Source organism: Methylotenera sp. N17 (assembly GCF_000799155.1).
Taxonomy (GTDB): Bacteria; Pseudomonadota; Gammaproteobacteria; order Burkholderiales; family Methylophilaceae; genus Methylophilus.
Window position 1 is genome coordinate 2,222,905 of sequence record NZ_JUGE01000001.1, and the last position, 16,379, is coordinate 2,239,283.

General features: G+C 47.4%; 17 protein-coding genes. 1 reads left to right on the forward strand and 16 read right to left on the reverse strand.

What is annotated here, in order from left to right; genetic code table 11:
- Positions 1–69: 69 nt before the first annotated feature.
- Entirely contained in the window at positions 70–771 is a 702-nt protein-coding gene (locus FG11_RS10580) for a class I SAM-dependent methyltransferase (protein WP_047534943.1), read from the forward strand.
- A 63-nt stretch (positions 772–834) separates the two neighbouring features.
- Here FG11_RS10580 and FG11_RS10585 read toward each other — a convergent pair whose 3' ends face one another.
- From FG11_RS10585 to FG11_RS10660, 16 genes are all read right to left on the reverse strand, one after another.
- Entirely contained in the window at positions 835–1,275 is a 441-nt protein-coding gene (locus FG11_RS10585) for a hypothetical protein (RefSeq protein ID WP_020183049.1), read from the reverse strand.
- 48 nt (positions 1,276–1,323) lie between these two features.
- On the reverse strand, positions 1,324–2,544 hold the full coding sequence (locus FG11_RS10590; protein ID WP_047534946.1) for a beta-ketoacyl synthase N-terminal-like domain-containing protein: 1,221 nt from the start codon (positions 2,542–2,544) through the stop codon (positions 1,324–1,326).
- 29 nt (positions 2,545–2,573) lie between these two features.
- Complete coding sequence (locus FG11_RS10595; RefSeq protein WP_020183051.1) at positions 2,574–2,993, reverse strand: hypothetical protein; 420 nt, start codon at positions 2,991–2,993, stop codon at positions 2,574–2,576.
- Positions 2,994–3,103: 110 nt separating this feature from the next.
- A complete protein-coding gene (locus FG11_RS10600; protein ID WP_047534950.1) occupies positions 3,104–4,330 on the reverse strand; it encodes a beta-ketoacyl-ACP synthase in 1,227 nt (408 codons plus the stop codon).
- Complete coding sequence (locus FG11_RS10605; RefSeq protein WP_047534952.1) at positions 4,330–5,058, reverse strand: 3-ketoacyl-ACP reductase FabG2; 729 nt, start codon at positions 5,056–5,058, stop codon at positions 4,330–4,332. Before FG11_RS10605 ends, FG11_RS10600 begins: the two co-directional genes overlap by 1 nt.
- A complete protein-coding gene (locus FG11_RS10610) occupies positions 5,055–5,546 on the reverse strand; it encodes an ApeP family dehydratase (RefSeq protein WP_047534957.1) in 492 nt (163 codons plus the stop codon). The genes FG11_RS10605 and FG11_RS10610 overlap by 4 nt, the downstream gene beginning before the upstream one ends.
- Positions 5,547–5,566: 20 nt before the next feature.
- Positions 5,567–6,781 carry a beta-ketoacyl-[acyl-carrier-protein] synthase family protein gene (locus FG11_RS10615; protein ID WP_047534960.1) on the reverse strand — a complete coding sequence of 405 codons (1,215 nt, stop codon included), beginning with the start codon at positions 6,779–6,781 and terminating at the stop codon, positions 5,567–5,569.
- Complete coding sequence (locus tag FG11_RS10620) at positions 6,765–7,343, reverse strand: DUF3261 domain-containing protein (RefSeq protein WP_047534962.1); 579 nt, start codon at positions 7,341–7,343, stop codon at positions 6,765–6,767. The genes FG11_RS10615 and FG11_RS10620 overlap by 17 nt, the downstream gene beginning before the upstream one ends.
- Before the next feature lie 10 nt (positions 7,344–7,353).
- Positions 7,354–9,750, reverse strand: a complete 2,397-nt coding sequence (locus FG11_RS10625) for an MMPL family transporter (protein WP_047534964.1) — start codon at positions 9,748–9,750, stop codon at positions 7,354–7,356.
- Positions 9,751–9,752: 2 nt separating this feature from the next.
- Positions 9,753–10,406, reverse strand: a complete 654-nt coding sequence (locus FG11_RS10630) for an outer membrane lipoprotein carrier protein LolA (protein WP_047534966.1) — start codon at positions 10,404–10,406, stop codon at positions 9,753–9,755.
- Positions 10,399–10,824, reverse strand: a complete 426-nt coding sequence (locus tag FG11_RS10635) for an acyl-CoA thioesterase (RefSeq protein ID WP_020183059.1) — start codon at positions 10,822–10,824, stop codon at positions 10,399–10,401. Before FG11_RS10635 ends, FG11_RS10630 begins: the two co-directional genes overlap by 8 nt.
- Positions 10,811–12,373: an HAL/PAL/TAL family ammonia-lyase gene (locus FG11_RS10640; RefSeq protein WP_047536120.1), complete on the reverse strand. Its 1,563-nt coding sequence runs from the start codon at positions 12,371–12,373 to the stop codon at positions 10,811–10,813. Before FG11_RS10640 ends, FG11_RS10635 begins: the two co-directional genes overlap by 14 nt.
- 10 nt (positions 12,374–12,383) lie before the next feature.
- Complete coding sequence (locus FG11_RS10645) at positions 12,384–14,045, reverse strand: glycosyltransferase family 2 protein (RefSeq protein WP_047534968.1); 1,662 nt, start codon at positions 14,043–14,045, stop codon at positions 12,384–12,386.
- Positions 14,035–14,403, reverse strand: a complete 369-nt coding sequence (locus FG11_RS10650; protein ID WP_029647724.1) for an ApeI family dehydratase — start codon at positions 14,401–14,403, stop codon at positions 14,035–14,037. The genes FG11_RS10645 and FG11_RS10650 overlap by 11 nt, the downstream gene beginning before the upstream one ends.
- Positions 14,390–15,793: an AMP-binding protein gene (locus FG11_RS10655; RefSeq protein ID WP_052185025.1), complete on the reverse strand. Its 1,404-nt coding sequence runs from the start codon at positions 15,791–15,793 to the stop codon at positions 14,390–14,392. Before FG11_RS10655 ends, FG11_RS10650 begins: the two co-directional genes overlap by 14 nt.
- 2 nt (positions 15,794–15,795) lie before the next feature.
- On the reverse strand, positions 15,796–16,350 hold the full coding sequence (locus tag FG11_RS10660) for a membrane protein (RefSeq protein WP_047534970.1): 555 nt from the start codon (positions 16,348–16,350) through the stop codon (positions 15,796–15,798).
- Between the last annotated feature and the right edge of the window lie 29 nt (positions 16,351–16,379).

Genomic DNA, 16,379 nt, shown 5'->3' on the forward strand with positions numbered 1-16,379 from the left:
CTACCTGAGTTAAACACCGCTTAGGAGAGGAGATGTGCGTGTGTTTAATTATAAAAATCGGATTTAAAAATGCAATTAAACGCACCTTTTGTTAAAGAAACACGATTTGGTGATTGGTTTTTAAAAACCAATATGTGGAAAGTCCGTGTGCTTGATCGCGCACTGAATGACTTGCTCAAGCTTCTAGGCAATCATCAGCGACGCTATGCCAATATATTAGATGTAGGCTGTGGATTTGGATACTCCTTTGAAGCACTCTCCAAACGATTTCACCCTGATTTAATTATCGGTCTGGACGCTGACCCGGCAATTATAGAACGCGCTGGAAAAGCCGCGAAACACTGCAGCAGCAACGTACAATTACACGCAGCCAATGCAGCCAACACGCACTTAGAGAGCGCATCCTTTGACATGGTGTTTTGCCACCAAACGTTTCATCATATTGTGGAACAAGAAGCTGCCATGGCTGAGTTCTTTCGTGTGTTAAAACCCGGTGGCGTGCTTTTATTTGCAGAGTCTACCAAGCGCTATATATATACGCCGCAAATCAGATATTTATTCAGACACCCTATGCATGTGCAAAAAACAGCAGAGGAGTATATCGACATCATTCGTCACGCTGGATTTGATTTACCAGAGTCTAGAATTTCACTGCCGTTTTTATGGTGGAGCAGACCAGACTGCGGTATGTTTGAATTTTTTGGGTTCCCAGTCCCCAAAAAACGCGAAGAAACATTGGTCAATGCAGTTGCTTTCAAACCATTAAATTAACCGAGACTTGGCACGGAATGCGCCCGTACCAAGCCTTGCTAGCCTTATTTCAACTTGACTACTTTATTTCAACTTGACCACTTTGGCTTTAAACGCAACGCCTGACATTAAGGCGCCATTGCCGCACATATATTCGGTTGTGCTACTGTGTTCAACGTCCTTATAGTTGCTGACAATCCCGACTACCGCATCGCCACCTTCTTTAGTCGCGCGTTCTTGTAGCTCTAAAATGGCACTTAAAAATGTCCACTGACAGGCTTCTTTATCAGACTTATTAAAGGCATTCGTCTTTTTATTGGTTTTCCACTCACCTAACTCTTTGGCCACTTTGGGAGATGACTGCGTTGCAAAATATAGCTTGATATTAGGGTTAATCTTTTCTTTTGCGGCGGGTGTATTCAGCGCCTCTTCGATGGAGTATAAGTTGTGATCATCGCGAGCAATGGCTTGATGACTCAACACAGTGAATAATAAAGCAGTGGATGTAAGTATTATTTTTTTCATTTTTATTAACTTCCTTTAGTTAAATAGCAAATAGTGACATAACAAAATTTAAATTGAACAGCGGCTCAATATCAAACTGACATTGGTGCCGCCAAAACCAAAACTATTGGTCATCATGGTATCTACCGACTGATTAAGGGTGTGCGTAAGTATAGGCATGCCTGTAAGTACTGGATCCAACTGGGTAAGGTTGGTGCAACCCGCCAGAAAGCCACCATTCAGCATGAGCATTGAATAAATAGCCTCATGCACGCCGGAGGCTGCGATAGGATGTCCGGTTTGTCCTTTGGTGGACGAGATTGGCGGGATTTGATGGCCAAATACATCTGATATTGCGTTTATTTCACTGACATCGCCTATCGATGTAGAGGTTGCGTGTGCGTTAATGTAACCCACTGGTGTATCACGTAGGGCGCGGTGTTGTGACAATGCCGCTTTCATGGCACGGGCCGCACCCTCTGCAGAGGGCAATACCATATCTGCACCATCGGAACTCACACCAAACCCAGTAATTTCGGCATATATCTTTGCGCCACGTTTTATTGCATGCTCATAGGCCTCTAGCACCAAAATACCAGCGCCTCCGGCAATCACAAAGCCATCCCTTGTCACATCATAAGGCCGTGATGCAGTACCATCAGGGTAACTGGTGGATAACGCGCCCATCGCATCAAACATGGCAGTGGTGGTCCAGCGCACCTCTTCGGCACCTCCCACAAACATCACATCTTGTTTACCAAACTGAATAAGCTCGGCACCATAGCCAATACAATGTGCAGAAGTTGCGCAAGCAGAACTCATAGAACAACTGATGCCATGGATGCCAAAAGCCGTGGATAAACACGCAGAGGTTGTGCTGCCCATGATTCTGGGCACCGCATAGGGAATGACTTTTGACAGACCTTTCTGACGCAACACATCCACAGCTTCCATGTGCTCGTAAGGCGACCCGACGCCAGAACCCACCACCAAGCCTGTACTAGGCGATGATATTGTGTTGGCATCCAGTTGACTATCCATCAACGCATCCTGCATTGCGTGGTAGGCATAAGTTGAGGCATCCGCCATAAAGCGTCTGGTTTTACGATCGATGGCCGGCTTATGACTGATATCTGGAATGCCGGCCACTTGGGAACGCAGACCGAGATCTGCATACTCCTGCACAAACCGAATGCCAGAGCGCCCTTGTCGTAAAGCCTGCGTAACCGTCTCCATATCGTTTCCAATACAAGAAACAATACCCATGCCTGTGACTACTACACGGCGCAATGTCGCGTCCTCTTAAAACAACACGACCATTAAAGTTTAGATAGCTCTAAACGAATGGCATCATTTAACGTTGCTACCCATTTATTATAAAAAGGATGAATGACCTCATCGCCACCACTATTTTTTAAATATTTCATATTCACGCTGTCTTTGTAATGAATCGAATACTTGTCTGCATCGTAAATAATATCAACAATCACGGTGTGTTTTTGTCTGACCAGAATACTGGCGGTAACCACGCCATCGGCAACATTAGACACTGTCCAGCCTTGAGAAATGACTGCGGCTTTAATAGCTTGCAATACTTGTGCTGCACTCAATTTTTTAGCCTCAGCACTGACGACTGGCGTATTGTCGATATTGACAATAGGGACTGTTTGGCGTGCCATCGCTGGTAGCGCAGCAAATGTAAGTAGGCAAAGAACAAAGGCGAGAATTTTATTATGCATGTTGGTATCTTTCTTTTTCTAATTTTAAAGTGAGTGTAAGTTTAAAGTTAAGTGCAAGTTGAATAGTACAAGTGCAACGCATAGACTACTCAAACACTGCGAAGTCTGTTTTAAGTCATTCGTTTGAAAATAAGTGACGTGTTGATTCCTCCAAAAGCAAAGTTATTACTCATCATATATTCTATATCCAGAGCACTTCCAGCCCCTGTAATATAGCCCAACTGCCCACATGCTGCATCGACATTTTCTAAGTTAAGCGTAGGTGCAAACCAGTGACGACGCATCATTTCTATCCCCCACCAAGCCTCAATGGCGCCACAGGCACCCAAGGTGTGTCCTAAATAACTCTTCATTGAACTGATGGGTACCGGGCGATTAAACACCGCTTCGGTCGCCTGCGTTTCAGCGACATCGCCGCGATCCGTTGCTGTGCCGTGCGCGCTGACATAACCTACCGCTTGCGACGGAATATTCGCATCATCCAATGCCATCTGCATTGCAACAGCCATGGTTTCCATCGCCGGTTGCGTCACGTGGCGCCCATCAGAATTACAAGCAAACCCGATGATTTCGGCATATATTTTTGCGCCACGTGCTTTGGCATGCTCATATTCTTCCAGCACCAAGGTTGCGGCACCCTCGCCAACCACCAAGCCATCACGCTTTTGGTCAAATGGACGTGGCGTTAATGCTGGTGTGTCATTCTGGCTACTGGTGGCAAATAAGGTATCAAACACGGCTGAGCTCGGTGCTGACATCTCTTCGGCACCACCGGCGAGCATCATGGTTTGTCGACCAAAACGAATGGCCTCATACGCGTAGCCAATGCCTTGACTGCCTGAAGTACATGCACTGGAAGTGGGGATGATGCGTCCTTTTAAACCAAAAAATAAGGCAATATTGACGGCAGCGGTATGCGGCATCATCTGAATATAACTGGTCGACGTCACATTTTCCATAGACCCCGTTTCTAGCATGTGGGCAAATACACGCACCGGATCAACGCTTCCAGACGAAGACCCGTAAGCCACGCCCATTTGGCCGTTGGTAATCGCTGGGTCGTTCAGTAAATTGGCATCAATAAGCGCAAGCTCACTGGCGCGTACGGATAACATTGCCACGCGCCCAACGCCTCTCACGACTTTGCGTGGGTAATGCTCTGGCGTGACGAAATAATCAACAGGTGCTGCAATCCTTGTATTGAGCGCTTGAATATAGTCCCACTCAGGCATATAGCGTACCCCATTTTTTCTGGCACGCAGGGCCTTTTCTATGGCGTCCCAATCATCACCCAACGCCGTGATGCCAGCCATTCCTGTGACAACAACACGCTTCATCAGATAATCCCGCCATTGACGCCAATGACTTGGCGGGTAATGTAAGAGGCATCGTCCGACATTAAAAACGCAACAGCAGCAGCCACTTCTTCCGGCTGACCCACACGGTTCATCGGCACCATTTTAAGCGCCTCGTTGATTGGCAAGTCATCTGTCATGCTGGTATCGATCAGCCCCGGCGCAACGCAATTGACGGTGACACGCCTGCTTGCTAGCTCCACAGCCAATGCCTTGGTGGCACCAATAAGGCCAGCCTTAGCGGCGCTGTAATTCACCTGTCCACGATTACCCATCACACCGGATACAGACGCTAATGTCACAATGCGCCCGCCCTGTTTTAAGCGTAACATGGGCATGGTTAGTGGATGCACTACGTTAAAAAAACCATTCAAGCTAGTGTCCAACACGCTATCCCAATCGCTTTCAGATAGCGCAGGGAAAGCAGCATCACTGGTAATCCCTGCATTACATACAATGCCATAGTAAGCTCCATGTTGCTCGATATCTGCTTCAAGAATCGTCTTGCACGATGCACGATCGCATACATCGAACTGTAGCACTTGCGCTTGTCCACCTTCACCAATGATTTGGCTAACGACTGCATCTGCTTCTGAGCGACCGCTCCTGCAATGCACAGTAATGGCAAACCCTTCTTTAGCAAGCCTGAGCGCAATGGCTTGGCCTATGCCCCGACTAGATCCGGTAATAAGTACGCGACGAATGGTCATGATGCGTGATCCTGCAAAAATTGTTGAAAATTGTCTGGCTCAAACACTTTTAAGGTTGCTTTAGCCAATAGATTGGGTGCGCTATCATCTGCGAGAGTTTGTTGATAGTAAATACGACAATCATAAGCCCCTAAACCACTGATATCGCGATAGACCAACGTCACATGAATCATGAGCGCTTGATTGACCACAAACACAGGCTTAAACGCTTGATAACTGCGTGTGCCTAACAATGCGCCATGTTTAGGCAACGTTGTACTGCCGTATTTTAGCAAACCAGCATGCGCGGAAATGGCCTGCGCCATGAGCTCTATGCCTATCCATGCCGGCATATTGCCTTCTTGGTCTGCATACCAAGCACCTAAAACCGGCGTGTAAGCGGCAATAGTAAACTCTGCATCGTAGTCAACAATACTATCCAATAAACGCATATTGCCGCTATGCAACAAAACATCTGCAATATCAGGTATGACTTTTAACTGTTTCATCTCACTGTTTCACGCAATATTTAAATGATTGAATTCGCTTGCTCACCAATGATTAAACTCACATTACTACCACCAAACGCAAATGAATTACTCATACAAATACGTGGCTTGCTTGGGCCAAACGTATGGCCTGTGCTGATCAGGTTAATGTGTGGCAACGCCGAATCCGCTTCACCATCCCACACATGCGGCGGCAATTGATTGCGCTGTATCGCCATCCAGCAAAAGGCGAGTTCTGTTGCACCCGCGGCCCCTAATGTATGACCGGTCATCGGTTTGGTGCCACTACAAGGCACGCCATTGATGAATACGCGCGCGACAGCACGACTCTCCATCTCATCATTCTTAAGCGTACCTGTTGCATGTAGGTTAATGTAAGCAATCTCCTCTACCGTTTTCCCTGCATCTTGCAGTGCCGCTCGAATGGCGGCTTCTGCACCCAAGCCTTCTGGTTGAGGTGCTGATATATGATAAGCATCACTGCTTTCACCAACCCCTAACAAGACAATATCGGATGCATCGGCCAAGCGCTCTTTCGTCATTAAAAAGAGCGCTGCGCCCTCGCCAATATTAATGCCTTTGCGATGCTGGCTCATCGGGTTGCTAATCTCTTGTGTCGTCGATTCTAGCGAGGCAAATCCATTAATGGTTGTCTTACACAGTGAGTCCACCCCGCCCACAAGTACTGCATCGCACAAGCCATGTTTGAGTAAATTACGTGCAGATTGAAACGCTTTTGCACTTGAAGTGCATGCCGTAGAAACGGCGTAGGCTGGCCCCTTAAGCGCTAGATATTTGGCAAGAAACTGTGCGGGCATCCCCAACTCTTGTTGCAGATAGTGATAATGTTCAGGCATCACACCAGCCAACTGCTGGGCTTTTACGGCTTGCTCACTTTCGGCAATGCCAGAGGTGCTCGTCCCCAGCACCACACCTATCCGCTGTGCCCCATATTGCGCAATAGCGCTTGCCACCAATGCCTCTATTTGCGCTAAGGCGCCAAGTAGCAACCGATTGTTATGACACGCATATTGGGAGAAAGCATCGGGAATTTCTGGCAAACTAGATTGCACACGGCCCACGCGTGCCTCACCGTCTGCTTGCCATCCATGCTCTAATACCAGCCCGCTTGTATCGCCAGAGAACAGCTTGTGTGATATCTCATCCACACCATTGCCAAGTGCGTTAACGATACCTAACGCGGATAAATAATAGGCATTATTGTGCAATTGCATCTGTGCTATCCACCAAAGTGCTAATGTTTAAACTGAATTGCATACGTGGCATATCAATACTTAATTGTTGATAGGGTACCAATCTATTCGCATATTGCATGTGTAAAATAACCTGATTTCCAGAAAGTACAGCGCGCTCTGTCGCAGCTTCCATGAGCGTTAACGAAGGGCTTAACCCTTGCTTGACAGCATCGCTTGGCCACAACGCCAATTGCAACAATGCGACCAGCATGGCAGGATCTAAGCGGGCGCCAAGCGGGTTTTCCGCAACGATGTTGACGTTATTATCGTTCACTTGCATGAGCTTCTGACCAAAGGGCGTAAAGGCAATCATTTGTAGCCCATGTTGACTGACATCCAAATCTGTAATCATGACTTCATGTACATCACGATAATTTATTTCTACCGTTTGCTGCACCGCAAAAGGCGCAACGACGCTAGATGGCTGTAAACAATATTGCCCTGTATTCGACGGCAGTTGCACGCAGCGAGACGGCGTGTGTGTACAAGCCGTTGTACACAGCACTATCCATAACATCATGTATTGAACGATATTTTTCATTTATAGATACTTAGCGCTCAATACTCAACACCATCAAAGATAATAATGCAGCAAAGCCCACGCCCATTAGCATGGTCAAACCAAAACTAGATAATACGGGCATCTCACTCAATATCAACATGCCATAAGACAACAACATGGTACCCGCCGATAACAACACGCCGGCTAATAGCGCCGCTTGATGTGTTTTCACATCCACCATGATCCCCTCACGCATAAAAATGGAGTAATTGACGCCTATGCCTAATACCAACATAAATCCCATCATATGAAAAAAGCTGAGCGGTATATGGAGATACCCAAACAAGCCTAGTGTAAACATGATACCCAACAATGTAGGCAGCAAAACCACCAGCCCTACGCGCGGACCATAGCGGAAGCTTAGCACGCCATAGATTAAGACAATGGCACATACCAACCACACGGCACTCCAGAGACGATATGTATGAAACAGTGTGGACACACTCTGCGCTTTATCCACATAGGTCACCGCGTTAATGTTTTGGTCGTCAGCCCATTGCGCTAATAGCTGCGGATTGCTGATGCCTTGCAAAAGTACGATGCTGGCGTAATGCCCTTGCTGGGTTTTGCCCAGCCATAAATGGCGGAAAGGCGTAGAAAATGAGGTTTTCAGCCAATCATCCACATTCAAATTTTTGTTGCTGTGCTGAAAGTCATTCTGTAGCGCCCCTGCGATATCATCGCGCAAACCAGCCTCAGCCAATGTCTCTTTCAGCAAGGTCGAGTGCATGAAAACGTTGGCTTGCCATGCCGCTTGATGCTTACGCTGCTGGCTTTCGGAAGGGACAAACGTTGAAATCGCGCTATAGGCAGCAAGCTCCCCGCGCGCGACTAGCTGATCCAGTTGTTGAGTGAGTACCTCTTCATGCATCAATAACTGTTCCGTCGTTTCGCCTTCCACCAAGAAAAATTGATGCTGGTTACTCATTCCGGTAATTTGACGAATGCTAGCCTCTTGCGCAACCAACTCAGGCGGCTGCGTGACTAATAAGCGGATATCATCATTCCCTTTTAATTTAAATAAGCCCGGCACGGAGATGACGAGTACCGCCAGCACAATCATGACGCAGCTACGTTTCGTCATATAACGTTGCCATATATTGAGAAATCTCTGCGGTATGTCTACTGCCGCTTCTGGCGGATGTGAATTTGGCTGCATCAGCGTGGCTGGTAATAATAAATACACCGATAGCCATGCAGCCACCAGCCCAATAATGGCAAAAAAAGCGATTTGCGTCAGCGCCGGAAAAGGCATGAATGCTAATACACAGTAACCAAGTACGCTGGTAGTAAGTGCTAACATCAGTGCTGGACTCACTCGGCGTAGACCACTTACAGGATCCCAATCTTTGCCTGCGCCCAAGTGCGCAGAGAAGTATTGAATCGCATAATCAATCGCCTCACCGATTAAGCTGGCGCCAAACACCAAGGTAATCAAATGAATTTCCCCATAGTAGTAAATGGTGGCTGCAAGTGCTGTACAAATACCAAAGCCCACTGATAAAAAACCTAATACCAATGGACGAATGGACCTGAACATTAAATAAAGCAATACCAACATGCCTGATAACGAAACCAAGCCAATGATATGCATTTCTTTTTCGGCAGATTGGCGCGCTTTGCTTGCATAAAATACTGCACCGGCACGCAGTAATTCGACACCAGGATGCGCCTGTTTTAAGCTTGACTCTGCCGTGGTGATAGCATGCATGACTTGATCTTGGGTAACATCACTATAAGCCGAGCCTTCCGGATCTACCGAAACAAACACCCACGTTTTATCTGCGCTGTGCCCGACTAGCAACCCATTTTCAAATTCCAATTTAAAATTCTTCAATGGCAAATGTGCAAACCAGCGGTCAGCAAAACCAAAGGGGTCTTGCTCTACCGGCAAGGCAAGGCCAAAACGGAATGGCGCATATAGCTTTTGTTGCAGTTGATCGTTTAAATGCAAAGGGCCATCAGACAAACCTTTGTAATCTTCATGCGTCAGCAATCTGTAGCGATAAGGCGCGTAAAAATCAGCGATTTGATTCGTATCTAGTGCGGGGACTTCCAAAAACACCTGTTTAAACATAGCGGGTTGGCCGCTGTTTTTATTCAATGCTCTGAGTTGATTAGCAAAGCTGTGGGCCGCCGTAATCGCTACTTCCTGACTACTTGCACCCACCAAGAACAGCACCCGGTTTCCTGCCGAATTGACCAATTGCGTGACAGCCTCTTCGGCGACTGCATTACGCTCGGTCTTAGGTAGCAACGCAAGTAAATTCGTCTGTAGTGGAGACTGGTTTGAGAATTGTACGATACAACTCACGACACTCATAGCTGCCAATACTAGCCAAATAAAGGCATGCAGCTTCAGTCTTTCAGGGCTTAACAGCTTCATGCCTATTTTCCACGAAACAACGCTAGCTCTGCGTCACGCAATGTCGGCGCTGCCTCGGTATTGCTGAACAAAATGGCCGTGCTGGCGGCGTTGGGCTCATGAATATGAATAGATGTCACAAACTGGTCGCCCGTGACCACGATTTCTTGAATAAAACGTGATGTTTGCGTTTGCTTGGGTGTCAGTTGCAGCTGCCAAGCCGTTTGGTTAGGCTCAGCCTGCACTGTGTTCTCAAACACTTTGCTCTCGAAATAAGCATTCAACGCATTTACATCACCACTTAGCATGGCTTTAAAAATACGGCTGATTTGCGCAAATCCAGGGATATCCTTCACGGAGCGCTCTTTACGATAGCCATCCGCCGATATTTCGATAACCTTATCCTCACTTAAAATATAAGTGATCGGGTAGGGTTTAGTAATCTGCCAAACAACCCCGTGGACTTTGCTGTACAACAATTTGCCAGAAGTGATGAGCGGCCGTTTTAATGCAGCCATTTGTTTGGTTTGCGTAAAATCCGCCCGCAACACTGCGTGTTTTTCTACTCGGCTTCCCAGCTGTTTTAACACGTCTTGTTGTTCAGCATGTGCAGTATTCAAACTGCCCATGGTCATCCATAGCATGACTATCCATCTCAGTGCGTTCCAATTAATCATGCGAAATCAATCCCAAATTAGCCAACACAATGGGCGGCGAGACAAACTGAAGTTCATGCGTCACGGCATCTACTGCTACTTGGGTGGTATGGCCTTTGGTTAACCTTGTTCCGCTCACTGCATCAAATATCTGGTAACCCACTTTGATTCTGTTCTCATACTCTAACAAGGTAGCCTCCACGCGCAACTGCTGCCCATAAGTAGCGGGTTTCACATATTTAAGATGGCATTCCACTACCGGCCATAAATAGCCGGAAGCTTTCATTTGCGGATAATCATAGTCAAAAGTACGCAGTAATGCGCACCGTGCAATTTCAAAATATTTAATGTAATGGCCATGCCAAGCCACATTCATGGCATCCACATCATGAAACGGCACCTCAATATGCACGTTTGCAACCAGCTTAGGTGTTGTCATAAAGCTCCCAAGTGCCAAGCTTAATGAGGTTGGTCAGTGTGGCCAACTCAACGTCCAGCGGCCTGTCTTCATCTAGGAATGCGCTATGCGCGGAGATTTTTTCCATAAAGTCCACAACAACAGGTTTGAGTTGCGTAGGTGTCTCATCAGCAGTCTCCACCCTCAATTTAACGCCTTGTACGGTTGCCATGAGCAGTGCAGCCGCCACTTGTTCCGTCAACTCAAGCACGCGTAAACAGTCACGCGCTGCAATCGTCCCCATGCTGACTTTATCTTGGTTGTGACATTCAGTAGAGCGTGAAAATACGCTGGCCGGCATGGTCAGTTTCAACGCTTCGGCTGTCCAAGCGGAAGTACCGATCTGCACCGCCTTAAATCCGTGATTAATCGCCGCACGTGCATCTGTACTGCCAGATAGGTTTTGTGGCAGCCCGTGGTTATATTTGCTGTCCACCAGCAAAGCCAGTTGCCTATCCATCAAATCGGCAAGGTTCGCTACCGCTGTTTTCAATGCATCCATTGCAAATGCAATATGGCCACCGTAAAAATGGCCGCCGTGTAACAACACTTCAGCATCCACATCAATGAGCGGATTATCATTTGCGCTATTTAGCTCGTTTTCAATGTCTCGACGCATCCACGTCAGCGCATCACGCGCGACACCAATCACATGTGGCGCACAACGTATTGAGTAGCGGTCTTGTAACCGTATGGTTTCTGCAAACTCGTCACTTAAATCACTATATATCCACGCTGCAGATTGGTTTTGCCCGGCATGCGGCTTGGCCGCAAATAGCCTTGCATCAAAGTGACCACGGTTACCACGTAAAGCAATAGAAGCGAGTGCAGTAATACGGCTGCATAATTGTGTTAAATAGTCAGCGCGTTTCCATGCCAAGCAAGCTAAAGCAGTCATCACCGCCGTGCCGTTCATAATGGCCAGACCTTCTTTGGGCGCAAGTGTGAGCGGCGTTAATCCAGCCGTAGCCAATGCCTCCATCGCTGGTTGGGTTTGCCCGCGATAGGTCACATTGCGTTCACCCACCAAAGTAGCCGCCACATAAGAAAGGGGTGTTAAATCGCCACTGGCCCCTACCGACCCTTCTGAAGGAATCATCGGTAAAATGCGATGATTGACCAACGCGGCCAGTTGTTGCAATAGCATGATACGCACGCCAGAATACCCTTGTGCCAATGAGTTAATGCGGCACACCAACACAGCAAGCGTTGCTTGCTCATCTAACATTGCACCCAACCCGCACCCGTGATAACGGGTTAAATGGAGCGGCAACTCTGCAACCAAATGGGGTGGAATACTGACCGTGCAAGAATCGCCATATCCTGTGTTAACCCCGTACACCACGCCACCATCTGCCAATAGACTTTCCAGAAACGCAGCGCCTTTTTGTATCCGCGATTCAAAAGCGTGTTCTGTTGAGATAGCGACTGGAGCATCACAAAGCGCTACGCTTAATACATCTTCAATACTTAAACGGCCATTGCCGATAATGACCGCTTGATGACGATGCATTGATTGTTTGTTATCCATATGTTCAATATCACTTTTGCCAAAAATCATAAAAATTAAACCATTGCAGCGGGGCTTTTACGCAGTACGCTTGTAGCCTGTCTGCATAGTGTTGAATATACAATTGCAAACTAGATTCACGCGTTTTTCTAGGTAACTGAACACGGTCTGCAAAATGCTCGAAGTGGACACGGTAACCGCTGTCTTCACGTAAACAAAACAATAAGTACACCGGGCAAGCAAGCAAACTGGCCAATATCATCGGGCCTTGCGCAAAAGGCGCTGAGCTTCCAAGAAAATCAACGTAGCTAACACGTCCATTTTCTGCTGGTGGTGTACGGTCACCCACAATGACGATGAGCTCACCACGATCAATCTTTTCCTGAAATAAAATCGCAGTAGCTACCCCAAAATTCGACACTTGCACCAAGTTAATATTAAACGCAGCATTCGCTTCTGTAAGCATTTGATTGAAGTGTTGTGCATGATCGGTATATACCACGGCATTGATCACCGTACCAGGACGCTGCACAGCCAGTGCCCTAGACATTTCCAAATTACCCAGATGAGAGCCAATCAGCAATGCCCCTTTGCCCGAAGTAAGCACTTGCTCTAATGCTGCCCGATTGGGAAAATCCACTGTCTCGTTGGCCATATGGCCGACCCATGCGGATAGCTTATCTAAGCCCGATCGTGCAAATGCCAACATATGCAGAAAAGACATAGACCAACCCACATTTGGGATTGCCCCTAGCGTATGCATACGCTTGAGATAGGCCTGTGATGCACGTCTTGCCTTGGTGCCGGTGATGTAAAAATAAGCGACCACGGGATACAACAATACCGTAGCAACACGCTTACCCAGAAAACGATAGCTCATCACCAGCGCGCGTAACCCGAGGCTAGAGCCGCGCTCTTTACGCTTAGACCAATGCTGTTGTGTAGCGGTAGGATACGGAAATATTTTCCGCCATAACAAGCATGGCAACCTTAACAACATGCCACAACATAATCGTGTATGCATTTTTGTAATACGGAGGTTGTCATGCCACATATTAAAGTGCGAGAGCCCGTTAGCCGGATAAATCACGCGTGTGGGAATGTTAATAAATTGCACACCACGCCACGCCAAGCGTACCGCGATGGCTGTATCAAAATCCATACGTTTAGGCAGCTCTACATCGTCAATTAATGCACAACTAGCGGCCAAAGGGTACAAACGAAACCCGCACATTGAATCTTTAATGGCGAAAGATAAGGTTTCTACCCACACCCAAAAATGCGTCACATATCGACCATACAAACGACCTTTAGGCACGGTATCATCGTATATAGGCTGACCACAAATGACACTATCGGGATGCAAAGCTCCCTCTGCCAGAAACCGTGCAGCATCCGGTATATGGTGCTGCCCATCAGCATCAATTTGCAGCGCGTGACTAAAGCCTAACTGATGGGCCTGCAACATGCCATGAATCACCGCCGCGCCTTTTCCACCATTGACGGGCAGGCGCAACAGGTGAATGCTGTTGTAACGCATGGCCAATGCAGCAAGGACTTTTTGTGTCTCGGCATTACTGCCATCATCCACAATAAAAATAGGTAGCTGATACTGCGTGAGCTTTTCCACCGTATCCCCAATGGTGGCATGATGATTAAAGATAGGGATGAGAAAACAAGGATTAAACTGCATGTGTTTCAGTCATCCCTTGGTGAAATACGACTCTGCCTGCAGAGTATTTTTTATGCGCATTACGATAAGTAAAATCCAAACAAGATGTATCTGCATGCCATTGCAGCGTCAATTCGAGCTGCGTTTCTGGCAATATCACGGCATGAAATTTTAGGTTGTCTAGCTGCGAAAATACGCCATCAATAGAAAACTGTTGGTTTGCAAAGTGCATGGCCCAATGCACTTGCACCACGCCAGGCAATACAGGCAAGGTTGGGAAGTGCCCTTTAAAGTACTCCAGTTCTTTGGGGACGTTGAATGAAAACACCCGCACTGTGTCTGTTTCGCTTTGTATTAACGTGACCTCAGGCAGTAGCATGTTTACGCCCCACTTCTGAATCAGCTTCTGATTCTACGGTGGCCTTCGCGGTGACATTGTCAAATAAAGCCATCATCTGCGCATGCGTCACTTTACCTACACTATTCATAGGAAACGCCTCAACAAAGCGCCAATAACGAGGCAGCAATACCGACTCATAATAGGGGGTTAGATATTGTCTGAGCGCTTTAATTAAGGCATTACGCCCATCACGCAATAACATCTCTCGACCAGATGTACTCAGTACCGCAACAACCGCCACATTCTCACGACGGGTTGTCACCACCAGCGCAGCTACATGTGCTATGCAAGCGTGTTTCATTAACACCTGCTCTAGTTCCGTTAAAGAGAGACGCTTTTGCTCCACTTTGACGACTTTGTCTGCCCGGCCACATAGCCTAAAAGTTTGATTGGGCAAGCACTCAATTAAATCGTCCATGAGCACAACTTGCTCATCGAACAAAAATGGTGAATGCAAGATCGGCTGGCTTGGTAGGGCAGATGCTTCTACTTGCAAGTGAATGCCTGGCAGCATTGTCCATGCATCTGTATCGGTTTGGCAACGCCACGCAATTCCGCCCGTTTCAGTACTGCCCAGCACCTCTGTCGGCGCACGACCCAACGCTTGTGAGAGCTGTGTTGCAGCTAAGGCAGACAATGCGCCACCGGAAGAGAACATCATGCGTGGCAATGACTTCAACGTAGTTAAAGTCGCAAGCTCAGGCAAACGCGCTAGTTGTGACGGGCTTGAGATCAACACAGTATGATCAAACATGGCAATGCGTACTGCAATATCGTCCGGATGGCTACAGGTCACGGTATCAAATACTCTGCGCGCCGCAAGTGGCCATAAAATACGAAACAGCAAGCCATAAATATGATGGTGTGGCACGGTGGCAATCACCGTGGACTGCCCGATCGAACTGCCCCACAGCGCTTCTAACACATCCAGTTCAGCCTCAAGCTGCCTGAGCCGTTTAGGCACGGCCTTAGGCATGCCGGTACTGCCGGATGTATACAACACGATACTGATCGCATCGACATCTAATGCTGATAATGCATTGCTGTCATCATCCAAATGCGTGGGCAAACTTTCCGTGACAATTGCATCGTAAACACCCGCTAACTGGCTCAGCGTTCCTGGTAGCCCATTGGCAGGAATAATCACTTGCTTGTTTGCATGTAGCAGCGCAAAGAAAAGCACCGCAAAATCCAATGGATTTTCATTCACCAATAGCCAGCGCTGCTCAGTACGGCTTTTAAGTACCGCTGTTTGTGCACGCACCCGGGCAATCCACACGCGCCAAGTCACAAATGCCTGACCATCATGACAAACATTGAAGTCAGGTTCATTGTGCTGTATCGCAAGTTGATGTAGCGGAATCAGCATGGCTACTCTTTGGTAGTGCTTGCTAGCTGTTTGGGGCGGACAAGCCACTCACCAGCAAACAAAATACCCATCAACACATAAGCAATTAAACCGTTGTATAACGCCCACACATGTTGACTGCAGAAATAAGCGGTATAGAGCGAAATTGCGCCGTTGGCTATAAAAAACAGACACCAGATTTTAGTCACGGTATTTGTGTATTGCACACCTTCCGGCGAGAGGTCTGGAGATTTCAACCGTGCAAAACTTTCAACCATAGAAGGCGGGAATAGAAGGGAAGCACCAAACAAAACCAGCATCCCTAGATTGACCAATGCTGGGTATAGCCGTAGTAAATATTCGCTATTCAGGACAAAAGTCAGCAGGATGACTGTGAGCAACATGAAGAATATCGCTACATTTATTTTGGCCAAACTTTTCAGCCAAACATGCGCATCTCGACGCCACTTTACCAACAGCAATAGCGCCAGCAACAATGCGACATACCTTGGTGTTAAGAATTTTAACCCAAAGAAAATGATGAGTGGATAAGCAATCCAAACACCGAATGCGGCCATGCATCTAGATATTGTAGATAGCTGCACAG